This is a genomic window from Rahnella sp. AN3-3W3 (assembly GCF_003263545.1).
Lineage (GTDB): Bacteria > Pseudomonadota > Gammaproteobacteria > Enterobacterales > Enterobacteriaceae > Rahnella > Rahnella variigena.
The window spans coordinates 41,780-67,129 of sequence record NZ_JYDG01000020.1; the positions used below are offsets into that span (position 1 = coordinate 41,780).

Sequence of the window (25,350 nt, forward strand, 5' to 3'; positions counted from 1 at the left end):
TTTGCAGGCGTTTTATTTCTCAGTCCCGCAACCATTCACGGTTCATCGTTTCTGTATCACCCATATACTCCAGCAACCACGCCAGTGAAGGTGACGGATTACTCTGGTCCCACGTGAGGCAACACGGGCTGTCAGGGAAGATATTCTCCAGCGCCAGAACCTGCAAGGTCTGCTGCTCAATGCGATGGCTCACGCGATGTACCGGCATCATTCCCACACATAAACCTTCACTCAGACATTCAAGCGCGCAGGTCCAGTCCGGCACAACCAGACGCCGTTGGTTATCAAGCGTCCAGGTATCACGCTTGGGCAACGTCCGCGAGGTATCTTCAAGACATAATGCGGGATAAGGCCTGAGCTGGTCATCACTGAGCGCACCCGGTAACTGCGCCAGCGGATGCTGCGAGCTGACCACGCAGTGCCAGTCCATAAACCCCATATCGCGAAAACTGAAACGTCCACCAACCGGTATCGCACGCGTCGCACCGATTGCCACATCAGCACGTCCGTCAACCAGTGCGTCCCACACACCATTAAACACTTCGGAATGAATAATCAGTTCCGTGTCAGGAAAATGACGATAGAAATCCAGCACCAGTCGCCGGGTTCTTGCCGGTTTAACGATTCTGTCGACAGCAATACGTAACTCGCCCCGCCAGCCGTTGGCAACCTGCTGACACTGGCGTCGTGTAGCTATCATTTTTTTTATCAGAACCCGCGCTTCATCCACGAAAACTTTGCCCGCTGGCGTTAAAACGACGTCACGGTGTCGACGTTCAAACAAGGGCACCGCCAGCCATTGTTCGAGCTGACGAACGGTGTAGCTGATGGCAGAAGGCACCCGATGTAGATCCTGTGCCGCCGCACTGAAGCTTCCGGTTCTTGCCACCGCATCAACGACTTCCAGAGCGTATTCTGACCACATACTTTAGCCTTCAATATTTTTGATAGCAGAGTGCAAATATTAACGTTTCACAACGCTGTTATCAAAGCGTTAAAATCTGCCTCCGAACAGATCCCTGCATCAAATCATCTGCAATAAATAAATTAACGAGATAATAATGAAACCCTCCTTTGGATTTATGCTCTATCTGGCTGGCCTGAGCATGCTCGGCTTTTTAGCCACAGATATGTACCTCCCTGCGTTCAGCGCAATGCAAACCAGCCTGATGACCAGTCCGGGAATGATCAGCGCCAGCCTGAGTATTTTTCTCGGCGGATTCGCCATCGGACAATTGCTGTGGGGACCGCTGTCAGACCGCATTGGCCGCAAACCGGTTTTACTGCTCGGTCTGATGCTGTTTGCCGTCGGCTGTCTGGGCGTGATTTGGGTCGAGAACGTGCGCGCCCTTCTGGCGCTGCGTTTCTTACAGGCCATGGGCGTCTGTGCAGCCGCAGTGACCTGGCAGGCAATCGTGGTGGACCGTTTTTCAGCGGATGTCGCTAAAAAAACCTTCGCCAGCATTATGCCTTTAGTGGCACTTTCGCCGGCGCTGGCGCCTTTGCTTGGCGCCTGGGTGCTCAACCATTTTGACTGGGAAGCTATATTTGCCCTGCTGACTGCAGTGGCCGCCTTGTTGCTTATCGCCACCTTCACGCTGCGGGAAAACAAGCCGGCAGAACACAAATCTGCCGACAAAGCGGGCTTTGGCACGTTGCTGAAATCGCGCGTTTACAGCGGTAATGTCATGATTTACGCCGCCTGCTCCGCCGGTTTCTTTGCCTGGCTGACGGGTTCGCCGTTTATTCTGAGCGATATGGGCTATTCGCCGGGCGTGATTGGCCTGAGCTATGTTCCGCAGACCATCGCTTTCCTGCTTGGAGGCTTCGGCTGCAGGTTGCTCATCAGCAGGTTAGATGGGAATAAAATTTTACCCTGGCTGCTGACAGGGTATGGCCTGAGTGTTGCGGGTCTGTTCTGTGTCGCCATGTTCACTGATGCCGGGTTGGTGAGCTTGTTGATCCCGTTCTGTTTCATGGCTCTGGTGAATGGCGCAATCTATCCAATTGTTGTGGCAAATGCATTAATGCCATTTCCTGCTAATACAGGGAAAGCTGCTGCGTTGCAAAATACCCTGCAATTGGGATTGTGTTTCCTCGCCAGTTTGCTGGTTTCCGCATTTATTGCGCAACCATTGATAGCGACAGTCACCACCATGCTGTCTACACTATTGTTGGTAGTTTTGGGCCGGTGGATGTCTGTGCGACACAAAAATCCGCAATATACTGATCAAAAGTCGGAGCAGGAAGCCTGAGCAAGCTTTGAAAGTTAATCGTTATAATGACCATAAGTTACAATCACTTAATGGTCATTTTCTTTCATGACGATTAACTATTGAGAATGCCTGCGGGCGAGCCTATACTCAACAAAACCCAATAAAATAGCATTTTTACAAAACTTTTATTACATACTTAAGCCGGACGCGAGGAATGCGTCACACTATTTTTCCTAGTACGTTTTTCAAGGATGATTTTCCTGCGTGACTTGTGCCCGCAGGCGTTCTTCTAAATTTCCTCTGTTGGTGTCGGATATCGGACGAGGCGCTAGTCGTCTGTTCTCATAAAGACCTGCAAAAAATAGCCTTTGCTTTTCCCGGCAGGTTAATAAGTCAGAAGAGAAAGTGATGGAGAAGCTATGAGTTCATCGTGTATAGAAGACCTAAGCATTCAGGATAATCAGTGGTATCGGATAGCCAGTGAAATGCTGGCAATGGCAGACATCCAGGTAAATGGTAATCGCCCTTTCGACCTTAAAGTAAAAAACACTGACTTTTTTAAGCGTGTTTTACAGGAAGGTTCTCTGGGTCTGGGTGAAAGCTATATGGATGGTTGGTGGGAATGTGACCGCCTTGATATTTTTTTCCAGCGTGTTCTCCGTGCAGGTTTGGAAAATAAACTCCCCCACCATTTTAAAGACACTCTGCGGGTAGCCGCGGCACGCCTGACCAATTTGCAATCGCGTAAACGTGCATGGATTGTCGGCAAAGAGCATTATGATCTGGGCAACGATTTATTCACACTGATGCTCGACCCGTATATGCAATATTCCTGTGGCTACTGGAAAGAAGCAACAACGCTGGAAGAAGCGCAGGAAGCAAAACTCAAAATGATCTGCGATAAACTGCAATTAAAACCGGGGCAGCGTTTGCTCGATATTGGTTGCGGCTGGGGTGGATTGTCAGAGTTTGCGGCACGCAATTTTGGTGTCAGTGTCGTTGGTGTCACTATTTCTGCAGAACAACAAAAGCTCGCGCAAAAAAGATGTGAAGGACTGGATGTCACGATCCTCCTACAGGATTACCGTGACCTCAACGATCAGTTTGACCGGATTGTCTCGGTCGGGATGTTCGAGCATGTCGGTCCGAAGAATTACCAGACATACTTTAATGTCGTCAAACGTAATATCAAACCTGACGGCATTTTCCTGCTGCACACTATTGGTTCTAACAAAACAGATCTTAACGTCGACCCGTGGATTGATAAATATATCTTCCCGAACGGCTGCCTGCCTTCTGTTCAGCAAATTGCGCAAACCAGCGAATCTTTGTTTGTCATGGAAGACTGGCACAATATAGGCGCGGATTATGACCGTACACTGATGGCGTGGCATGAACGTTTCCAGAAACACTGGCCTGAACTGGCAGAAAAATATGGCGATCGTTTCCACCGCATGTTCACGTATTATCTCAATGCCTGCGCAGGGGCATTCAGGGCTCGTGATATTCAGCTCTGGCAAGTGGTATTCAGTCCTGAAGGCGTTGACGGCGGAATGCGCGTTCCACGTTAATCCCCTTTGACAACAACTGAACGACATAAAAAAACCGGACCTGAAAGTCCGGTTTTTCTTTTTGCAGTCTCTGCGAAATCTGGATGGAAATGATGTTATTCAGACTTCTCGATCATGGCTTGCGCGGTAGCAATTGCAGCTTCACGGCTGGCCAGAACGCGTTCGACCGTATCGACAATGGCCTGAGTCTGCGGGTCCATTTCGATATTGATTTTATCGCCCAGACGTTTAGTCCCCAGCGTGGTGCGTTGCAACGTTTCCGGAATTAAATGTACGCAGAAACGGGTACGGGTGACTTCGCCGACGGTCAGACTAATACCATCAATGCCGATATAACCTTTATGTAATACATACTTCATCAGATCTTCATGTGGCATACGGAACCAGATCTGCCGGTTATTTTCTGACGTCAAAATCTTCGCCACTTCTGCGGTACAAATAATATGTCCCGACATCAGATGGCCGCCGATTTCATCATTGAAACGCGCAGCACGTTCCAGATTCACAGAGTCGCCAACGTTGAGATCATCCAAATTGGTCAGACGAAGCGTTTCTTTGATCAGGTCGAAGCTGACCAGGTCACCATTGACCTCTGTCACCGTCAGGCAGCAGCCATTATGTGAAACAGAAGCGCCCAGTTGCAAATTGTCGAGCATATCTTCCGGCATGCGAACAACGTGGGTTCTGAAATTAGGTTTTTCGTCGATCGATACGACGGTTCCGGTTCCCTGAACAATTCCGGTAAACATAGTCTTTCCTCAATTCATAAGTCTGCTGTATTAAAAACGAAACTCTTGTCAGTTTGCCGCAGATTTAATGGAAAGCCAAATCTTCACGGGCAGAAATAGCACCGTCTGCTTTCATTTCATTATTTAACCGCTCGTTAACAGCTTTGTTTGCTTAAAAATACCGACAATGTACAATCTTCGGACTATTTCCCACTCTTTATTGCCACCCTTCGTGGCGTTTTTTATTCAGTATAATCAACGAAAAAAGGTGTATCTGTGCAGAAGTACCTTGCAGAGGCGCGGATTTTATTAGCGCTTGCCATTCCGGTCATCCTTGCGCAAATCGCTCAGACTTCCATGGGCGTTGTCGACACCATAATGGCCGGTTCGGTCAGTGCCACGGACATGGCCGCCGTCGCCGTCGGGACCTCCATCTGGTTGCCCGCGATCTTATTCGGACATGGTTTGTTACTGTCCCTGACACCAACCATCGCGCATTTAAACGGTGCCGGTCGTCGCGACAAAATTGGTCATCAGGTTCAGCAGGGATTCTGGCTGGCCTCCGGCGTGTCCGTGCTGGTCATCGCCGTACTCTATCAGTGCGACCATATCCTCGGCCTGATGCACAATATTGATCCGGAGCTGAAAGAAAAGGCTGTCGGTTATTTGCATGCCATCATGTGGGGCGCACCTGGTTATTTGTTCTTCCAGGTGCTGCGCGACCAGTGTGAAGGCTTGTCCAAAACCAAGCCGGGGATGGTATTTGGCTTTATCGGTTTACTGGTGAATATCCCCGTTAACTATATTTTCATCTACGGTAAATTCGGCGCGCCTGCCCTTGGCGGTGTCGGCTGCGGCGTCGCCACGGGCACCGTCTACTGGGTAATGTTCTTTATGATGCGATTTTATGTCCGTCATAACCGTGCCCTGCGTGACACTCAGCCTGTTTCGCGTTTTGCCAAACCCGACTGGGCGACACTACGTCGTCTGTCACAACTCGGCCTGCCGATTGCGCTGGCATTGTTCTTCGAAGTCACGCTGTTCGCTATCGTGGCTCTGCTGGTTTCTCCGCTGGGGATCGTGGCCGTGGCCAGCCATCAGATAGCCCTTAACGTCGGCTCACTGATGTTTGTCGTACCACTTTCACTCGGGGTGGCAGCGACAATTCGGGTGGGTTCAAAGCTCGGGGAATCTTCCGTTGAAGGCGCGAAAGTCGCTGCTTATACCAGTATCGTGACCGGTATTCTCATGGCCTGTTGTACCGCGACGACGGCGATTTTGTTCCGTGAACACATTGCGGCGCTATATAACGACAGTCCCGAAGTGGTGATGCTGGCCTCGCACCTGCTTATTTTTGCGGCGTTGTTCCAGATTTCAGACGCCATCCAGGTGATTGGCAGCGGTATTTTGCGTGGCTATAAAGATACACGCTCTATCTTCTATATCACGTTCATCGCCTATTGGGTGCTGGGACTGCCGGTCGGTTACATGCTGGGCCTTACCGATTTGCTGGTGCCGAGAATGGGACCAAGTGGTTTCTGGTGCGGATTTATTCTGGGACTGACCTTTGCGGCGCTAATGATGACCTTGCGCATGCGCTGGTTGCAGAAGCAACCGTCCTACACAATTTTGCAAAAAGCCGGTCGCTGATCCTCTGCTCTCACCCACGCGCTGAAATTATCTCCTGGAAGCGGGTGGTTTTTAGGGTCTGCATAGTGGCTGTTATGCCTAAAAAAACAACGCAATGCGCATTAGCTCGACAGTCACGCACAATATGACAGGAAAATGTCTTTTTTCCCTTGCCAGTATTCAGAGAGGTCGTTAATATTCGTCCCCGTCGCCAACACTGGCTGACAAACAGAAAAACGATGCGTCCGTAGCTCAGTTGGTTAGAGCACCACCTTGACATGGTGGGGGTCGGTGGTTCGAGTCCACTCGGACGCACCAATTTTCTCGCAGTACCGTTGCATGATGTGCGTCCGTAGCTCAGTTGGTTAGAGCACCACCTTGACATGGTGGGGGTCGGTGGTTCGAGTCCACTCGGACGCACCAAAGCAATGTTCTCTCTTTCCTCCCTGACGTAGACCTGATTCGCCTCCCAACACTAAAACCCCTGAACGTTCTGCCTGCTTTTCTTCAGTGCTCTTCGATGACATGTGTTTGTATTTTTTTACGATCATTTGTTACTTGTGTCATTTGCGATCGCGCGGTGAAAAAAATGTTGTGACCTGCTGACTGATACGCTGCCCGCATTGATTGAATTCAAAACAACGTTCCGATATCTCTCCTAAGCTTGCGCAACATCACGTTTTTTATTTGGTTTCCCAACCCGTTCCCCTCTATAATACGCATCGTCTCTTCGATTGAATGGTTTCAGCCCCTTGATCTGTCGATATCGCCCCAATAAAAGCGTGACTACTCCAGTAGCGATGATAAATCGCACAAATCGCTATGCTTTGGCTGAACTTACTACACCATTCCTTTCACAGTCTTCTACGCTTAGTAATGATTTGATTCAACCAGGCACCATCTCAATTCCGCGCGGGCAGCTCTGCTGTCAGGCAAACACTTTTCCATTCCATCACAACTTGTAGATAAAATCGTCATGAAAAAGACCAAAATTGTTTGTACCATCGGCCCGAAAACCGAATCCGAAGAAATGCTGACCAAACTGCTTGATGCAGGCATGAACGTTATGCGTCTGAACTTCTCCCACGGTGATTATGAAGAGCACGGTCAGCGCATCCAAAATATCCGCAACGTGATGGCGAAGACCGGTCACAAAGCGGCAATTCTGCTGGACACCAAAGGTCCTGAAATCCGCACCATGAAACTGGAAGGCGGCAAAGACGCTTCTCTTGTTGCGGGTCAGACGTATACCTTCACCACTGATCAAAGCGTTATCGGTAACACCCAGCGCGTAGCCGTGACCTATCAGGGCTTCGCAGCTGACCTGAAAATCGGCAACACCATTCTGGTCGATGACGGCCTGATCGGTATGGAAGTGACTAACGTCACTGAAACCGAAGTGACCTGTAAAGTGCTGAACAATGGTGACCTGGGCGAGAACAAAGGCGTTAACCTGCCTGGCGTTTCTATCGCCCTGCCAGCGCTGGCAGAAAAAGACAAACGTGACCTGATCTTCGGTTGTGAGCAAGGCGTTGACTTCGTCGCGGCTTCCTTCATCCGTAAACGTTCTGACGTTCTGGAAATCCGCGAACACCTGAAAGCACACGGTGGCGAACACATCCAGATCATCTCCAAAATTGAAAACCAGGAAGGCCTGAACAACTTCGACGAAATCCTCGAAGCTTCTGACGGCATCATGGTTGCCCGTGGCGACCTGGGCGTAGAAATCCCGGTTGAAGAAGTTATCTTCGCGCAGAAGATGATGATTGAGAAATGTAACCGTGCACGCAAAGTGGTTATCACCGCTACGCAAATGCTCGATTCCATGATCAAAAACCCACGCCCTACCCGCGCTGAAGCAGGCGACGTCGCTAACGCCATCATCGACGGCACCGACGCTGTCATGCTGTCTGGTGAAAGTGCGAAAGGTAAATACCCGCTGGAAGCTGTGACTATCATGGCCACCATTTGTGACCGTACTGACCGCGTAATGCAAAGCCGCATCGATGGTCAGAACGACAACCGCAAACTGCGTATTACTGAAGCCGTTTGCCGCGGTGCGGTAGAAACTGCTGAGAAACTGGATGCGCCACTTATCGTTGTTGCAACCAGCGGTGGTAAATCTGCTAAAGCTGTGCGTAAATACTTCCCGCATGCCACTATCCTGGCTCTGACCACCAATGAAATCACAGCACGTCAGTTAATCCTGACCAAAGGTGTTGTGACTCAGTTGGTGAAAGAAATTGCCTCTACTGATGATTTCTACCGTATCGGTAAAGAAGCCGCTATCGAAAGTGGTCTGGCTCAGAAAGGCGACATCGTAGTGATGGTTTCTGGCGCACTGGTTCAGAGCGGCACAACAAATACTTCATCGGTGCATGTTGTTTAATTAAAAACGTGACCAGAAGCATTAATGAACGCCGCGATAAGTGGCGTTTATTTATTCAAAAAGTATCTTGCTTCATAAAAAGTGCGAAAAGCGGTAGTAGCATAATTGGGATAAGTCCCATGGAATACAGCTGTTTTCGCTGCAATTTTTAACTTTTTCGAAAAAAAAGATGCTTCTTTGAGCGAACGATCAAAATATAGCGTTTACCGACAAAAAATTATTCTCATTAGAAAATAGTTTGTGTAATACTTGTAACGCTACATGGAGATTAACTTAATCTAGAGGGTTTTATAATGAATCGCACTAAACTGGTACTGGGCGCTGTAATCCTGGCTTCAACTATGCTGGCTGGTTGTTCAAGCAATGCTAAAATCGACCAACTGTCTTCAGACGTTTCTACTCTGAACTCTAAAGTTGACCAACTGAGCAACGACGTGAACGCAATGCGTTCTGACGTTCAAGCAGCTAAAGACGATGCAGCTCGCGCTAACCAACGTCTTGACAACCAAGCTCACGCTTACAAGAAGTAATATTTACTTCTCTAGTTCAATGGCGCACTCAGTGCGCCATTTTTTTTGCCTGCAATTTTATCCGCCCCTACCTTCTTTCAACGCACCTACCCTTCATCAACACTCATTCCTAAAACACTCTCTATGGCACCTCCGAACGACTGACATAAAAAAAGGAGCCATGATGGCTCCTTCAGTGAAGATCGCTTCTGAAACGTTTTTGTAACGTTTACTGCGCGCTTGCGGTTGTCACATCAGATTGTTGTGCTGAAGCTGCCGTCTGCGGCTCATTAACAGGTGATGGCGTATCTGTTGCTTTATCACCCACACTCACCACGACAGGCATACCGGAGCGGCGGGTAATCGCCTCTTTCACCATTGCAGCATTAGTCTCATCGTTCCTGATGAATTTCTTCATTGCTGCAGTCAGTGGAATCGGTTTAGTCTGCGGATCATCCTTTTCTGTATGCGACAAAGGTTGATGCACTTCGATGTAACGCTTACCGTCCGGCTCCACGTCATATTTGATTGGCTGATTCACAATCTGCACGCGGGTTCCTTTTGGGACTGAGTTAAACAGCGCTTCGATATCGTCCGGACGCAGACGAATACAGCCGGAACTCACGCGCATTCCAATACCAAAGTTGGCATTGGTACCGTGGATCAGATACTGCCCTGTTCCGGCCGACAGACGCATCGCAAAAAGTCCCATTGGGTTATCCGGACCAGCAGGTACCATTCCCGGCAACGTAATGCCGTCTTTCAGATACGCTTTGCGGATGTTGGCCGTCGGCGTCCACGTAGGGTTAGGGATTTTCTGGCTAACGGAGGTGACCATTTCAGGCGTATTACGACCCAGCTGGCCAATACCAATCGGATAGACGATGACTTTATCCTCGCCTTTCGGATAGTAGTACAGACGCAGCTCTGCCAGATTCACCACGATGCCTTCACGTTTCGTGTCAGGTAACAGCATCTGTGAAGGGATAGTCAGTACGGTTCCCGCTTTCGGCAGATAAGGATCCGTGCCGGGATTGGCTTCCAGCATAGCGATCAGACCAATCTGATATTTGGCTGCCACGTCTTCCAGCGGTTTGCCGTCATTTGGCACCACATAAGTCGTGTTTTCGCCAATCAGGCGGCTATTATCCGGCGGCAAAGGGTATTCTGCTGCACTTGCGGTCATGGAATGGGTTGCCACAAACGTGCCAACTAACATTGCCAGAAGGGGTAATGCGCGTCTCATACTCAGTCCTTTTTCGGCCTGCGCTCAGACAATCTGAGGCAAGACATTATCTCGTCTGGTAATACTAGCAGCGCAGAATCCTGTGGCAATCAAACCACAGAAAATCAGAAAGTTACCGAAAGGGAGTCAGGCGAAAACGACAAAGATAGTGAATTGAAAAATCAGGCTAAAAATGAATAGCAAAAGGCAGAACGGAGAATTTGCTTTGCTCATTAGCAGACAATTCCTAATGAGCAAAGCAGCACTGCAGGGGCTGAATTAAGACAGCTCAGCAGCCTTAGCGCGAATCGAGCGGATCATCGCTTCTAACCCTTGCGAGCGTGAAGGTGTCAGATGCTGGCTCAGTTCAAGCTCCGTGAAGAACGGACGCACATCCAGCTCTACCACATCACGCGGAGTCAGACCCTGATAAAGGCTGAACACGATCGCCACCAGACCTTTCACGATGGCAGCATCACTGTCACCCTCAAAAGTCAGCGCACCATTTTCATCGGTACGCATTATAATCCACACCTGGCTCTGGCAACCGGAAATCAGGTTTTTATCCTGACGATGTTCTTCCGCCAAAGCCGGTAACTGGCCACCCAGTTCGATCACGTACAGATATTTCTCTTCCCAGTTCGGGCACCGGGAAAAGTTTTTGACTAACTTATTTTTATCGGGCAAAGCCATAACAACATCCTGATCAAGGCTGGCGGGATTACCCCAACAGCCGGTGAATACGTTGCAGTCCTGCGACCAGACGGTCGACTTCTTCACGGGTATTGTACATCGCGAGCGATGCGCGGCACATAGCCGGCACACCGTAGAAGGACATTAACGGCATCGCACAGTGATGACCGGTGCGAATGGCAATACCATATTGGTCAAGGAAGCTGCCGACATCATAGGCGTGGTGTTTACCCAGATTGAACGCAATCACTCCAGCACGCGTCGCCGGGCCATAAATCTGAATATCCGGCACCTGCTCCATCGCTTTCAGCGCGTAAGCCATCAGTTCCTGTTCATAAGCGTGGATATTCTCCAGACCCAGTTCAGTCACATATTCAATGGCGGCGCCCAGCCCCATGATACCGCCGGTGTTTGGGGTACCCGCTTCAAAGCGCCACGGAGCTGCGGCAAAGGTCGTCCCTTCGGTCAGACTGACATGCTTGATCATCGAGCCGCCGCCTTCCCAGGGTGGCATTTGATCCAGCAACGCTTTGCGACCGTAAAGAATACCGATACCGGTAGGTCCGTAAAGTTTGTGCCCGGACCAGACATAGAAATCACAACCCAGCGCCTGAACGTCAACCGCGTGATGCATCACCGCCTGCGCGCCATCCACCAGAACGGTCAGCCCTGCGGCTTTCGCCTGAGGAATGATTTTTTCGATCGGGTTAACGGTGCCCAGCACGTTAGAAACATGCGCCAGCGTCAGCAATTTAGTGCGCGGCGTGATCAGGGATTCAAGCTGCGATAAATCCAGTTCGCCTTGCGGCGTCAGGTGCCAGACATCAATATGCAGATCACGTTCTTTTGCCAGCATCTGCCATGGCACGATGTTCGCGTGGTGTTCCATTTCGGTCAGAATGATATGGTCGCCGGGCTGTAAAAACTCACGCCCCCAGGTATTGGCGACCAGGTTAATGGCTTCCGTGGAACCTTTCACGAAGACAATTTCTTCTGCCGACGCAGCATTCATGAATTGTGCGGCCTTCGTGCGGACGTTTTCCATCTGCTCGGTGGCTTCCGCGCTCATGGTATGAATGCCGCGGTGAACCGCAGCATAACCTTGCTCGAAGAAAGACATTTCACGTTGAATGACCTGACGCGGTTTCTGTGCGCTGGCCGCGCTGTCAAGGTAGGCCAGCGGCTGCCCGTTAACTTCACGGCTCAGCACAGGGAAATCGCTACGTACTCTTTCCAGTGGAAAACTCATTACTTACCTCGATTTAGCCGGCCTGCAATACGGGCAATGACGACTTCACGCAGGGTTTCATTCTCAATGGCTTCCGTCAGTTCAGCGGCAAAAGCAAAGATGATCATTTGCTGTGCATCCTGACCGCTGATCCCACGGGTACGCAGATAGAAAAGCTGTTCGTCGTCGATACGACCCACAGTAGCACCGTGGCTGCACTTCACATCATCGGCATAAATTTCCAGCTGTGGTTTGGTATCAACCTCAGTGTGTTTGCCCAGCAACAAGTTGTTGTTGGTCATTTTGCCGTCGGTTTTCAGTGCGTGCTGCGCCACTTTGATCATGCCGTTGAAAATCGCTTTAGCACGATCGTTCACGATCACTTTATGCAACTGGTTGCTGTTGCAATAACCTTTGTTGTGTTCCAGATAAGTACGGGTATCAGCAATCTCAGAATCAACCGGCAGAACCAGGCTGTTAATGTTGAGCTCGCTGTTTTCACCGTTCAGCTGCGCACTGGTGTTATTACGGGTCAGACCCGCTCCCAGCAGGAAGCTGTGGCTGGCAACACGCGCATCGCGACCAATAACCAGATCGTTATGCGAGAAATGGAAACTTGCCTGGCTTTCAAAGGCCAGTTTGTAATGCGTGAAATCGGCATTATCGCCCACATTCACCGTCATACGTGCGCCGGTGAAATGGCCGTGATCGTTCAGGCTGAGATAATGTTCGATCACTTTTGCATTCGCACCGCCCTCAATCGCCAGATGATAGCGATGATGTACGGTGTTCATTTCGCGTGACTGGTCACGACCGCTGCTCAGATGTAAAAGATACAGCGGCTTCTCGGCCTGCTTGCCCGCGGGCAAACGTACAGATAGGGAATCTTGCGCCAGGCTTTCGGTCAGGTGCAAAAACACTTCTGACTGAATCGGATCAGGCAACGTCTGTTGCGCCGCCGGACTCAGTTTTTCAATTTCAAAAGCGCCGGTATCTGAATCACTGAGATCCGCATCGAAACGGCCATCAATGAATACCAGGCGGTAGCAATCCACTGGCAGCGCCAGCGATTTAACCTGTTCAACAGTCAGTGCCTGTTGCTGCGGAGCAAAGAACTGATTACCCAGCAGTGAAGAAACCGGAGTGTACTTCCAGTCTTCCAGTTTTGCGTGCGGGAAACCCAGGCGCAGCACCTGTTGCCAGTGTGCATGAGCGTGAGTGGATTGTTCACCGCCACGGCTTTCAAAAAGACGGTAAAGCTGCTGCATGGCGTGCGAACTGCCCGCCGCAGGCACATTACTCTTCGTCGGTAAGCCAGCCATAACCCTGCTCCTCTAACTGTTTAACCAAGGTGAAATCGCCGGATTTAACAATGCGGCCCTGATACAGAACGTGCACGTAGTCAGGCTTGATGTAGTCGAGGATACGCTGGTAGTGGGTCACGATAACGAATGAACGTTTGCCGTCACGCAGTGTGTTAACACCGTCAGAAACGATTTTCAGGGCATCGATATCCAGACCGGAGTCGGTTTCATCCAGGATGCACAGGTTTGGCTCAAGGGCTGCCATTTGCAGAATGTCGTTACGCTTTTTCTCACCGCCGGAGAAGCCAACGTTCACTGAACGGGTCAGCAAATCAGCAGGCATTTTCAGCATTTCGATTTTTTCTTCGATGAAATCAGCGAAGTCAAAACGGTCCATCGGTTCCTGTCCGCGGTATTTACGCACAGCATTTACCGCAGTTTGCAGGAAGAAATGGTTAGTCACACCGGGAATTTCCACCGGATACTGGAAAGCCATAAAGACGCCTTCACCAGCGCGGTCTTCCGGAGCGAGTTCCAGCAAATCTTTACCGTTGAAGATTACGGAGCCGTCGGTGACTTCGTAATCTTCGCGGCCAGCCAGTGTCGCGGAGAGCGTACTTTTACCTGAGCCGTTCGGGCCCATGATGGCGTGTACTTCACCCGGTTTGATCTCCAGATCAAGGCCTTTCAGAATTTCCTTTTCTTCGACACGGACCTTCAAATTCTTAATGCTTAACATACGTATCCTTGAGTTTGCGCCAGCGCGCTCTTAATTCTGTTTATGCTTTGACTGTGCTGAACTAAAACCTGCCCTGTGCTGACGTCACACCACGCTACACCGGCAGGAAAAACGTCGGCGAATTAACCGACGCTATGTTCAAGACTGATGGCCAGCAGTTTCTGTGCTTCGACAGCGAACTCCAGCGGCAGCTCGGAAAAGACATCTTTACAGAAACCGTTAACAATCATGGAAATCGCGTCATCTTCGCTGATACCACGTTGCAGACAGTAGAACAGCTGGTCATCGCCGATTTTTGACGTTGTGGCTTCGTGTTCCAGCTGCGCAGTATTGTTACGCACTTCGACATACGGGAAGGTATGCGCTGCGCTGTCCGCGCCAATCAGCATCGAGTCACACTGCGTAAAGTTACGCGCATTTTCTGCACTTGGCAGGATCTTAACCAGACCGCGATAGCTGTTCTGGCTGTGACCCGCAGAGATACCTTTGGAGATAATGGTCGACTTTGGTATTTTTACCAATGTGAATCATTTTGGTGCCGGTATCCGCCTGCTGTTTGCCGCTGGTCAGTGCAACCGAGAAAAATTCACCGATAGAGTTATCGCCTTTGAGGATAACGCTTGGGTATTTCCAGGTGATCGCTGAGCCGGTTTCAGACTGCGTCCAGGACATTTTCGAACCCGCGCCTTCGCACAATGCGCGTTTGGTCACGAAGTTCAGAATGCCGCCGCTGCTGTCTTTGCTGCCGGAGAACCAGTTCTGGACGGTGGAATATTTCACTTCCGCATCTTTGTGCAGAATCACTTCCACCACCGCCGCGTGCAGCTGGTAGGTATCACGAACTGGCGCCGAACACCCTTCGATGTAACTCACGTAACTGCCTTCATCGGCAATCAGAATAGTACGTTCAAACTGGCCGGTTTTCGCCGCGTTGATACGGAAATAAGTCGACAGTTCCATCGGGCAACGCACGCCTTTTGGCACATAAACAAAGGTACCATCAGAAGCAACGGCAGCATTCAGTGCGGCGAAGAAGTTATCCTGCGCAGGCACCACTGTACCGAGGTATTTGCGCACCAGATCAGGGTATTCGTGAATGGCTTCACCGAATGAGCAGAAAATGACGCCTGATTCCGCCAGCTTTTCACGGTAAGTCGTGGAGACAGAAACGGAGTCGAAAATTGCATCGACCGCCACTTCTTTGCCTTCACGAACCGGAACACCCAGCTGCTCAAAAGCTTTTTCTACTTCACTGGTGAGGTAGTTTTTATTGTCAAGAGCGCCATCAAGCGCAGGAATGCTGTGAGAATTTTCCGGAGGTTGCTGCGTGGCACCAGGCTGAGAACCACAGGTATCATCGCAGCTGCCACATGATGGCGCGGAATAATAGCTGTAATCCTGGTAATCAAGAGGCGTGTAATACGCTTTGAGCCAGTGCGGTTCTTCCATTTTCAACCAGGCATGATAAGCCTGCAGACGGAACTCCAGCATCCACTCAGGCTCATTACGCTTCGCGGAAATGGCACGCACCACATCTTCGTTGATGCCTGATGCTAATTCATCGGTTGCAAGCTGGGTAAAGAACCCTTCTTTATAGTTCGTTCCCTCGCCGACCCAAGACTGCACATCATCTGGAATTTCTACGTTGCTTCGTGACATGTTGGTTACATCGCTTTGTTTACAATAATCTTAAAAACTGAAAGCCGTTTCTTACAGGCCGAAACTTTCGCCACACCCGCAGGCATGCTGAGCTTTAGGATTATTGAATTTAAATATCTGATTCAGTCCTTCACGGACAAAATCTACCTCAGTTCCGTCGATGAAAGGCATGGCCTTCAGCGGAACAAACAGCAAAGCGCCGTCATGTTCAAACACCAGATCATCACTGGCTGGTTGTTTGGTTAAATCCAGAACGTAGCCAAAGCCGGCACAGCCCGATTGCTTCACCGAGAGCTGGAGACCTTTGACCTCAGGATCCTGCGCCATCAGAGTATTAATCTGTTTTGCGGCAGAATCAGTCAGGCTCACACCTTGCCATACGTTGTCGTCTAAAGAGAAAGAGCCGACAGTTTCAGTTTGCATCTGTCTTACCTCGTAATTTTACGGTCATAGACAAGACCTATTGTCTCTATTCTAGTGATAACAGGTACCACTTCAACCTCTTGTTTTAAGAGGGTATAGCGATTGCCCATGAGGAAAGTCGCTCAATGTGCATCGGGTTAACACCTGGTCGCTGGCGGGTCTTGAACACCGCAACCATCAACTGATTGAATAAATTGTCAATTTTTTGTTAAAAATTAAAATTAACCTTATAAACATTGCGGGTTAATAGCTTTCATTGTGTCTATTATAAAACATTCATCGGAAATGCCTATTTATGAATTCGCCACAACCGAAAAATTAAAGCTCTTTTTGCTTATCTGCTTTCGCACAACAAAATGAAAAAAACCCGATGAAAACGTTGATCCGGTCATTTTTTGCCAATATGATGGTCATTCTTTGATAATGATTATCATTCAGATAACCCGGAATACTGAGAATGGCTCAATCGGTAAATGCGTGGTTGCAAGGCAAGATCGACGAATACAAATCGAATGTCCGCGATGCCACAGTGGATTTCTACATGGCTGATGCGGCCTTACGACGTCCTGATGCACATTTATGTCAGCTCAAACGCTTCAACAACATTTGTCTGGAAATGGCTAACCTGTGCCTGCAAAACGGCGATGATCACAGCTATCTGCATGCGCTATGCAAATTGCACAACCGCCTGATTCTGGAAATCAACAGTGTTGTCCGCTGTGAGCTCTTTCGTGTTCAGAGTTATCATTTTGCGCGGCATACGTTAAAACTCATTTGTCAGTATTATGCCATGATGGGCATCTGGGAAAAAGCAACGGCATTTCAAACTGACTTTGCGAAACGCGTCCCTTTCCAGCTTTGACTTAATTTCAATGTGTTACGCCATTTTTAAGCCAAATAAAAAGGCGGACACATGATTAATGTATCCGCCCTTCTCTGAAACACGACTCAAGATAACTGAGGAATCAAGATAACTGACAGGGCCTGTCTCAGTGATCAATCACCATCGTGGTCAGCCTCGACACGCAGCAAAGATTTCCTTTCTCATCAAAAATTTCGATTTGCCAGACCTGGCTGCGGCGCCCTGCGCGCAATGCATGACACACACCGCGCACATGTCCCTCGCGTGCTGAGTGCATATGGCTGGCGTTAATCTCCACGCCGACCACCGTCTGGCTGCCTTCGCAACACAAATAGCCTGCCATCGATCCCATGGTTTCCGCCAGAACCACCGATGCCCCGCCATGCAGCAGGCCAAAAGGTTGTGTCGTGCGGCTATCCACGGGCATGGTCGCCTCAAGAAAATCCTCGCCCAGCTGGGTAAATTCTATTCCCACGTGCCCGACCATACATCCCTGACTGCGCTGATTCAGGGCATCCAGCGTGGTACTGCGTTTCCAGAGTGACATAATGCTTCCTTAATGGTCAGGGAATGATTTCCAGCAAAGCCTGTAAGGGATGGCGTACACCGTTCCCCTCAATACGTTTGACCTGACTGCGGCATGAATAACCGGTTGCCAGACAGCGCTGGCGCGGCAACCGCTGCAAAGAGGTATGCCAGGAAAGCTCGTAAATCCCCAGAGAGTTCTCAAGATTTTTAGTTTCATGGCCGTACGTCCCGGCCATTCCGCAGCAGCCGACACTGACGTTTTCCAGCTTCGCGCCATAGCGGGCAAAAATATCACCCCATTGCTTGCCGCTGTTTGGCAACGCCGTACTTTCCGTACAGTGACCAAACAGATACCAGGATTCGCCGCTTTGCTGCTGTGCCGGGCGTTCAGCCAGCCACGCATCAAGCCATTCATGCACCAGTTGTACCTGGAATGAGCCACGCGACTCGCCCAGGATCTCCTTATATTCATCGCGATAACACAGCACCAGCGCCGGGTCGACGCCGACCATCGGCATTCCTAATTGCGAAACACGGTTGAGGAACAGCGACGTTTTCTTCGCTGTTTTCGCAAAACGAGTGAGGAAGCCTTTAATGTGCTGCGCTTTACCGTTCGGAGAGAATGGCAACAGAACAGGTTTGAGGCCAAGCTTCTCAATCAGCCGGACAAAATCAGCCACCACCTGCGCATCATAGAAACTGGTGAACGGATCCTGAACTACCAACACGTATTCGCCACGCTGCGCGGGAGAAATGGCTTCAAGTTGCTCCAGCGTCATCGTACTGGCGCGATGTCCAAGTAGCTGCTCGCGCAATGTCGGAGAAGAGAGTAAAGGTAAATCCACCATGCCAATACTTTTCCGGCTCATTTCACGCACCCAGGGTTGTTTGAGGAAGAAATTAAACAACTTCGGTGCTTTCGCCATCAGCGGTGCGTAGCTTTCCACGCCGGCCACAAAGTGATCACGAGCAGGACGCAGATATCGTGTGTGATAAAGCTGCAGGAACCGCGATCGGAACCCGGGAACATCAATTTTAATCGGACACTGTGTGGAACAGGCTTTACAGGCCAGACAGCCTGACATCGCCTCTTTCACTTCATGCGAAAAATCATATTCACCTTTATTGGCGTGCCAGGTGTTACGCGTGCGGTCAATCAGGGTGCGGAAACTTAGCCCTTTTTCAGGCAGCGCATTTTCCAGCGCGAGCGGATCAACGCCCTGTTCTGACAGCAGACGCAGCCATTCGCGCACCAGACCTGCGCGACCTTTAGGCGAATGAATGCGGCTGCCGGTGATTTTCATCGACGGGCACATCGGGCTTTTCACATCGAAATTGAAACATAACCCGTTGCCGTTACATTCCATCGCACCGCGGAATGACTGACGAACTTCCAGCGGAATACGGCGATCCAGTGTGCCGCGTTTCGCCGCATCCACTTTCATCATCGGTTCATCGCAATCCAGCGGCGCACAGATCTTACCTGGGTTGAGGCGGTTGTCCGGGTCGAACACGGTTTTGATCCGGCGTAACTCATGGAACAATTCTTCACCAAAGAAAGCCGGACTGTATTCGGCACGGAAACCCTTTCCATGCTCGCCCCACAGCAGCCCGCCATATTTTGCCGTCAGTGCGACGACTTCATCGGAAATTTGCTTGAGCAACATTTCCTGCTGCGGATCGCACATATCCAGCGCCGGACGTACGTGTAATACGCCCGCATCCACGTGACCAAACATTCCGTAGCTCAGATGATGGCTGTCGAGCAGCGCCCGAAATTCGACGATGTAATCCGCCAGATGCTGAGGCGGAACACAAGTGTCTTCGGCAAATGGCAATGGTTTAGCCTGCCCTTTCGCATTGCCCAGCAGCCCGACGGCTTTTTTACGCATGTTATAGATGCGCTCTATGCCAGGCAGATCGGCGCAAATCTGATAACCAATCACACCGCCTTCTTTGTCACTCATCAGCCCGTCGAGACGCTCACACAATGCGCTCACCTGGCTTTCGATGAGATCAGCATCATCGCCGGCGAACTCAACAATGTTAAGCCCCTGCATATCTTTGCCTTCAACATCCGTGATGTAGTCACGTACGCTGTGCCAGACAATATCCTCACGCGCCAGATTCAGCACTTTTGAGTCAACGGTTTCTACTGACAGGGCTTTCGCTTCCACCATAAAAGGTGCGTTGCGCAGGGCCGAGTTGAAAGAGTCATACTTGATGTTGACCAGACGACGCACTTTCGGGATTGGGGTGATGTTCAGACGGGCTTCAGTAATAAAGGCCAGCGAGCCTTCTGAGCCGGTCAGAATTCGTGTCAGATTGAAGGTTTGCAGGTCATCACTCAGCACATGACGCAAATCGTATCCGGTCAGGAAACGGTTAAGTTTTGGGAATTTCTCTATTACCAGCGCACGGTTGTCGCGGCAGCTGTCGAGCACCGTGCGGTAAATCCGCCCGATAACCGAATCTTCTTCGCCCAGTTTATCTGCAAGCTCTGTCGGGATCGCCGTGGTATCCAGCATGTCGCCGCCAAGCACAATGGCCCGGACGCCAAGCACGTGATCTGAGGTTTTACCGTACACCAGCGAGCCCTGCCCGGAGGCATCGGTATTGATCATCCCGCCGAGCGTGGCGCGGTTACTGGTCGAGAGTTCCGGCGAGAAGAAATACCCCAACGGGCGCAGATAATCATTGAGCTGATCTTTAATCACACCGGCTTCAACTTTTACCCAGCCCTGCTTTGTATTGATATCGAGAATGCGGTTCATATGACGGGACATATCAACCACAATGCCGCGGTTCAGCGACTGACCGTTGGTACCGGTACCGCCACCGCGCGGAGTGAATACCAGCGTTTTAAAACGTTCCTGCCCTGCAAGACGGGCAATCAGTGCCACGTCTGACGTGGCGATCGGGAATAAGACAGCATCCGGCAACAACTGATAGACGCTGTTATCTGTCGCCATCGTCAGCCGGTCTGCATAAGTTGTCGTGACATCACCCGTAAAACCGTTCTTTTTTAACGCTTCCAAAAAATCGAGCACCAGCTGGATGACACCCGGCGCCTGAGAAATCTGTGGGATCATTGAATTATGACTCTGTCTTTGTTGTATGCCTGGCGGGCCCGAGGCGACCTGCCGGATCTGAGTTGCAGATCCACCTGTTATTTACCCAGAATAAAAACTAACATACTTCGTTTTTCCGCGCTCCGTCTGGTTGCCGTTTGTTGCATTACTTTCATGATGAATCGCAAAAATCGCGTATCAGCACAACGCTTTGCAACTAATCTTGCGGCGAGCTATCCAAAAGCAGCCGGATGTTCCATGCTTATTTCAGACAGGCTGGATTTTGAACACACTGATCATGGACACGCGGGATCATGCGCACACTGAATTTTGACTACCCTGGATTTAATATCCCGCGTTTGAAATACAAAGTATGGAGGCACAGGGTTCGTGCCTTACTTGGTTTATCACATTGAGAAACATGAATGAATCTCCCAATTAAACGTTACGATTTACCTCAGATTATGTTTGGGGTGTTGTTTATTGCACTGATGACCATCGCCAGTATCTGGATCGTTCAGCCCTTTATTCTTGGGTTTGTCTGGGCAGGCATGGTGGTTATCGCGACATGGCCGCTGATGATCAAGCTCCAGCGGCTGCTTTGGGGACGCCGGTTCCTTGCCGTCATCATCATGACTTTGTTACTGATTTTATTATTTGTTCTGCCTATTGCGATGCTGGTCAGCAGTGCAATTGAAAATGGAGCGCCTCTGGTTGAAATCGCCAGTCATCCTTCCTCATTGCATATGCCTGATTTCCACTGGCTTAATTCCATTCCGCTGGTGGGTCATAAACTGTATACCGGCTGGCACGCGCTGATTAACGGCGGCGGGAATGCGCTGGTGACCAAGGTTCAGCCGTATGTCGGACAAACAGCCGCGTGGTTTGTCACTCAGGCCGGTCATCTTGGACGGTTTATTGTCCACTGTTCGCTGATGCTGTTATTCAGTGCCTTGTTGTACAGCCGTGGCGAACAAGTTGCTTTAGGGATCCGCCACTTTGCCATTCGTCTGGCCGCAGAACGCGGTGACGCTGCCGTTATTCTGGCCGGTCAGGCCATCCGCGCTGTGGCTTTAGGCGTAGTCGTAACCGCCATTGTGCAGTCAATTCTCGGCGGTATCGGGCTGGCGATTGCGGGCATCCCTTATGCTACCGTGCTCACCGTTGTGATGTTCGTTTGCTGCGTTGCGCAAATCGGTCCGTTGCTGATACTGATACCGGCAATCATCTGGCTTTACTGGTCCGGCGACAATACCTGGGGCACAGTGCTTCTGGTCTGGAGTTGCGTGGTCGGGTCACTTGATAACGTACTGCGTCCGGTTCTGATCCGCATGGGTGCAGATTTACCTATGTTGCTGATTCTCTCTGGTGTTATCGGGGGATTGTTTGCCTTCGGTATGATCGGGCTGTTCATTGGACCGGTGGTACTGGCCGTATCGTATCGCCTGATTTCCCTCTGGGTGCATGAAGCCCCTGAACCAGAGATGGATCCGGAAGAAGCCTTAAAAGCACTGGATGAATAAACTCTTCATTAAGTAACTTTCTGACGGCGTTGCCCATAAAATTGAATGTGGCTGCGCCGTTATTTTATTCCTTTCCTCTACTCCCTATTTTACCCCCCATCCGCGCCTCAATAACTGCCCTCACTAAATAGTATGAGAATAAACTCTATTAGGAGAATTCTTACAGACTAAATACCTTGGGAAACTTAGTATTATTAACAGTTCGGATGTCAACTCACTGATTTATATACAGGCTTTCCCCTGAGCCGGTATACCCCAAATTGCTGTGTGTAGTCTTTGCCTGTCTTATGACGGGCCTTTTTTTTTTATTTATTGTCCGCTAACTTCATTCTCCTGTGATTTTTAATTATTACCTGATAAAACCACCCGCTAAAAACCTTCGTTTTTCTGTTTTCTCCTTCCTGATATAAATATTTTTCAGTCCTTTTGCACAAAATGAAAAGGCCATCACCCATGAGTGACAGCCTTTATTTTATGTGGTAGGAATTGCTTTATGAATCGATTTACTTTTCTGCTAACGCCAGCCAGGTTTGTACAACTGTATCCGGATTCAGCGACAGACTGTCGATTCCCTCATCCATCAGCCATTGCGCAAAGTCCTGATGATCTGAGGGGCCCTGCCCGCAGATGCCGACATACTTGCCCTGCTTTTTCGCGGCTTTGATTGCCATCGACAGCAACGCTTTGACGGCGTCATTTCGCTCATCAAAGAGTTCAGAAACCACTCCGGAATCACGATCCAGCCCCAGAGCAAGCTGAGTCATGTCATTCGAGCCAATCGAGAATCCATCAAAGTGTTCGAGGAACTGATCCGCCAGTAAAGCATTCGACGGAATTTCGCACATCATGATAACTTTCAGCCCGTTTTCGCCGCGCTTAAGTCCCTGATTTGCCAGTTCGGCGACCACGGCTTCCGCCTGCGCTACCGTACGTACAAACGGAATCATCACCTCAACGTTTGTGAGATCCATGTCATTACGCACGCGTTTCATTGCCTCGCATTCCAGTGCAAAACAATCGCGGAAATTGTCTGATACATAACGGCCAGCACCGCGGAAACCGAGCATCGGGTTTTCTTCATGCGGTTCATACTTCTCGCCGCCTACCAGATTGGCATACTCGTTTGATTTGAAATCAGACAAACGAACAATGACGCGTTTTGGCCAGAAAGCCGCGCCGAGCGTAGCGATCCCTTCCGTCAGGCGTGCCACATAATATTCGCGCGGGCTGTCATAGCCCTGGATCATCTTATTGATGGTTTCCTGCAATTCAGCCGGCTGCTGGTCAAACTCCAGCAAGGCTTTTGGGTGCACGCCAATCATGCGGTTGATGATAAATTCCAGACGCGCCAGCCCGACTCCTTCATTCGGTAAGCAGGCGAAATCAAAAGCACGATCCGGATTACCGATATTCATCATGATTTTCAGCGGTAATTTTGGCAGCTCATCGATTTCAGAACTTTGGACACTGAAATCCAGTTCATCCTGATACACATATCCGGTATCACCTTCTGAACAGGAAACCGTGACTTTCTGATTTTCGGTGAGTTTCTCGGTGGCGTCTCCGCAACCGACAACAGCAGGGATGCCCAGTTCACGGGCAATAATCGCAGCGTGACAGGTACGACCGCCGCGGTTAGTCACGATGGCTGATGCCTTTTTCATGATCGGCTCCCAATCGGGATCCGTCATATCGGTCACCAGGATGTCGCCTGCCTTAACGTGATGCATTTCGCTGATGTCGTGGATGATCTTAACGGGCCCCGCACCGATGCGGTGACCAATTGCACGTCCTTCCACCAACACTTTGCTGCTGCCATTGAGCTGGTAACGTTCCATCACCTGACCGTTTGAACGTACGGTCTCAGGACGCGCCTGCACAATATAGAGTTTGCCGTTATGACCATCTTTAGCCCATTCGATATCCATCGGGCGGCCATAATGTTTTTCGATCAGTATCGCCTGACGCGCCAGCGCCTGCACTTCTTCATCAGTCAGGGAGAATCGGGTGCTCAGTTCGGCTGGCACATCTTCAATCTGGACTTGCTTGCCGTGCTCCTGGCTTGGTGCATAAACCATGCGGATTTTCTTTGAGCCCATGGTGCGACGAACAATCGACGGTTTGTTCTTTTCGAGCGTCGGCTTATGTACATAGAACTCGTCGGGATTCACCGCCCCCTGCACCACCATTTCACCCAGACCGTAGGCAGAAGTGATAAAGACCACCTGATCAAAACCCGATTCAGTATCGATTGTAAACATCACGCCAGCTGCGGCGAGGTCTGAACGCACCATACGCTGGACACCGGCAGATAACGCCACACCGCGGTGGTCGTAGCCCTGATGCACACGATAAGAAATGGCGCGGTCGTTAAAGAGAGAAGCATAAACATGTTTCACGGCAGTCATGACTGCATCAAATCCCTGAACGTTCAGGAAAGTTTCCTGCTGCCCGGCAAAAGACGCATCGGGCATATCTTCTGCCGTTGCCGATGAACGCACAGCGAAAGAAGCCTCCGGCTCGCCTTCAGAAAGCTGCTGATAAGCCTCGCGGATAGCCTGCTCGAGTTCTGGCTGGAATGGCGTCTCAATGATCCACTGACGGATTTGCGTGCCCGCTTTGGTCAGTTGCGCGATGTCGTCCACATCCGTTTTATCCAGCAATTCATGGATACGGTGGTTTACGCCGCTCTGATCGAGAAAATCATTAAATGCCTGAGACGTCGTTGCAAAACCGTTCGGAACGGAAACACCCAAATCGGACAAATTGGTGATCATTTCCCCGAGGGATGCGTTCTTGCCCCCGACTTTATCAACGTCGTTCATACCCAGTTGGTTGTACCAGATAACATTGCGTAAATCGGGATCGAGATGAGCCATGAAACAATCCTTTCTTATTTATTTACAGTAATAGTCAACAGGAGTGTAAAACCGGTTATTCAACGGTTGCCTGAAACACTTTTTGTGTCATTAAACAACGCTGTCTTTTTGAGACTAGCATAATGATCCATAGAAGATGGACAGGTGAATCGTTCCAGCAAATCAAACTATTTT

The 25,350-nt window shown here is 50.1% G+C and carries 18 protein-coding genes, 2 tRNA genes, 1 other RNA gene and 1 pseudogene; 10 read left to right on the plus strand and 12 right to left on the minus strand.

Annotation, left to right across the window (positions count from 1 at the left end):
• Positions 1–19: 19 nt before the first annotated feature.
• Complete coding sequence (punR, locus tag UC15_RS07845; protein ID WP_112287938.1) at positions 20–925, minus strand: DNA-binding transcriptional activator PunR; 906 nt, start codon at positions 923–925, stop codon at positions 20–22.
• Between the two features lie 136 nt (positions 926–1,061).
• Between punR and punC the strand changes: the two genes are divergently transcribed.
• Positions 1,062–2,255: a purine nucleoside transporter PunC gene (punC, locus tag UC15_RS07850; RefSeq protein WP_112287939.1), complete on the plus strand. Its 1,194-nt coding sequence runs from the start codon at positions 1,062–1,064 to the stop codon at positions 2,253–2,255.
• A 380-nt stretch (positions 2,256–2,635) separates the two neighbouring features.
• A complete protein-coding gene (gene cfa, locus UC15_RS07855) occupies positions 2,636–3,787 on the plus strand; it encodes a cyclopropane fatty acyl phospholipid synthase (protein ID WP_112287940.1) in 1,152 nt (383 codons plus the stop codon).
• Positions 3,788–3,882: 95 nt separating this feature from the next.
• Here cfa and UC15_RS07860 read toward each other — a convergent pair whose 3' ends face one another.
• Positions 3,883–4,536, minus strand: coding sequence for a riboflavin synthase subunit alpha (locus tag UC15_RS07860; protein WP_112287941.1), 654 nt, complete (start codon positions 4,534–4,536; stop codon positions 3,883–3,885).
• Between the two features lie 255 nt (positions 4,537–4,791).
• On the opposite strand from UC15_RS07860, the gene UC15_RS07865 reads away from it, so the two are divergent.
• The 5 genes from UC15_RS07865 (at position 4,792) to UC15_RS07885 (ending at position 9,063) form a co-directional block, all read left to right on the plus strand.
• A complete protein-coding gene (locus UC15_RS07865; RefSeq protein WP_112287942.1) occupies positions 4,792–6,165 on the plus strand; it encodes an MATE family efflux transporter in 1,374 nt (457 codons plus the stop codon).
• Between the two features lie 220 nt (positions 6,166–6,385).
• Positions 6,386–6,462, plus strand: a tRNA-Val gene (locus UC15_RS07870).
• A gap of 28 nt (positions 6,463–6,490) precedes the next feature.
• A tRNA-Val gene (locus tag UC15_RS07875) sits at positions 6,491–6,567 on the plus strand.
• Positions 6,568–7,120: 553 nt separating this feature from the next.
• Complete coding sequence (gene pykF, locus UC15_RS07880; protein ID WP_112287943.1) at positions 7,121–8,533, plus strand: pyruvate kinase PykF; 1,413 nt, start codon at positions 7,121–7,123, stop codon at positions 8,531–8,533.
• Between the two features lie 293 nt (positions 8,534–8,826).
• A complete protein-coding gene (locus tag UC15_RS07885; RefSeq protein ID WP_056773575.1) occupies positions 8,827–9,063 on the plus strand; it encodes a major outer membrane lipoprotein in 237 nt (78 codons plus the stop codon).
• 208 nt (positions 9,064–9,271) lie between these two features.
• On the opposite strand, the gene UC15_RS07890 is transcribed toward UC15_RS07885, so the two are convergent.
• The 7 genes and pseudogenes from UC15_RS07890 to sufA all read right to left on the minus strand — a co-directional run bounded on the left by UC15_RS07890 (position 9,272) and on the right by sufA (position 16,313).
• Positions 9,272–10,288 (minus strand): L,D-transpeptidase family protein, encoded by a 1,017-nt coding sequence (locus UC15_RS07890; protein WP_112287944.1) that lies wholly within the window; start codon positions 10,286–10,288, stop codon positions 9,272–9,274.
• A gap of 258 nt (positions 10,289–10,546) precedes the next feature.
• Entirely contained in the window at positions 10,547–10,960 is a 414-nt protein-coding gene (gene sufE / locus UC15_RS07895; RefSeq protein WP_112287945.1) for a cysteine desulfuration protein SufE, read from the minus strand.
• Between the two features lie 28 nt (positions 10,961–10,988).
• Positions 10,989–12,209 carry a cysteine desulfurase SufS gene (gene sufS / locus UC15_RS07900; protein ID WP_112287946.1) on the minus strand — a complete coding sequence of 407 codons (1,221 nt, stop codon included), beginning with the start codon at positions 12,207–12,209 and terminating at the stop codon, positions 10,989–10,991.
• The gene (sufD, locus tag UC15_RS07905) at positions 12,209–13,510 is read right to left on the minus strand and encodes a Fe-S cluster assembly protein SufD (RefSeq protein WP_112287947.1); all 1,302 of its coding nucleotides are present in this window, start codon (positions 13,508–13,510) and stop codon (positions 12,209–12,211) included. The genes sufS and sufD overlap by 1 nt, the downstream gene beginning before the upstream one ends.
• Complete coding sequence (gene sufC / locus UC15_RS07910; protein ID WP_112287948.1) at positions 13,485–14,231, minus strand: Fe-S cluster assembly ATPase SufC; 747 nt, start codon at positions 14,229–14,231, stop codon at positions 13,485–13,487. Before sufC ends, sufD begins: the two co-directional genes overlap by 26 nt.
• Before the next feature lie 122 nt (positions 14,232–14,353).
• A pseudogene (gene sufB, locus UC15_RS07915) lies at positions 14,354–15,890 on the minus strand (Fe-S cluster assembly protein SufB).
• Positions 15,891–15,941: 51 nt separating this feature from the next.
• On the minus strand, positions 15,942–16,313 hold the full coding sequence (gene sufA, locus UC15_RS07920; RefSeq protein ID WP_112287949.1) for a Fe-S cluster assembly scaffold SufA: 372 nt from the start codon (positions 16,311–16,313) through the stop codon (positions 15,942–15,944).
• 457 nt (positions 16,314–16,770) lie between these two features.
• Between sufA and UC15_RS07925 the strand changes: the two genes are divergently transcribed.
• Positions 16,771–17,175, plus strand: a complete 405-nt coding sequence (locus tag UC15_RS07925) for a hypothetical protein (RefSeq protein WP_112287950.1) — start codon at positions 16,771–16,773, stop codon at positions 17,173–17,175.
• A 127-nt stretch (positions 17,176–17,302) separates the two neighbouring features.
• On the opposite strand, the gene UC15_RS07930 is transcribed toward UC15_RS07925, so the two are convergent.
• On the minus strand, positions 17,303–17,722 hold the full coding sequence (locus UC15_RS07930) for a hotdog fold thioesterase (protein ID WP_112287951.1): 420 nt from the start codon (positions 17,720–17,722) through the stop codon (positions 17,303–17,305).
• A gap of 16 nt (positions 17,723–17,738) precedes the next feature.
• Positions 17,739–20,795: an FAD-binding and (Fe-S)-binding domain-containing protein gene (locus tag UC15_RS07935; protein WP_112287952.1), complete on the minus strand. Its 3,057-nt coding sequence runs from the start codon at positions 20,793–20,795 to the stop codon at positions 17,739–17,741.
• Between the two features lie 404 nt (positions 20,796–21,199).
• Here UC15_RS07935 and ydiK point away from each other — a divergent pair, with 404 nt between their 5' ends.
• Together ydiK and rprA are read left to right on the plus strand one after the other, a co-directional pair.
• A complete protein-coding gene (ydiK, locus tag UC15_RS07940) occupies positions 21,200–22,297 on the plus strand; it encodes an AI-2E family transporter YdiK (protein WP_112287953.1) in 1,098 nt (365 codons plus the stop codon).
• 197 nt (positions 22,298–22,494) lie between these two features.
• Positions 22,495–22,603: antisense sRNA RprA (gene rprA, locus UC15_RS07945), an RNA gene on the plus strand.
• Positions 22,604–22,800: 197 nt separating this feature from the next.
• Here rprA and ppsA read toward each other — a convergent pair.
• Complete coding sequence (gene ppsA / locus UC15_RS07950; protein ID WP_112287954.1) at positions 22,801–25,176, minus strand: phosphoenolpyruvate synthase; 2,376 nt, start codon at positions 25,174–25,176, stop codon at positions 22,801–22,803.
• Positions 25,177–25,350 lie beyond the last annotated feature (174 nt).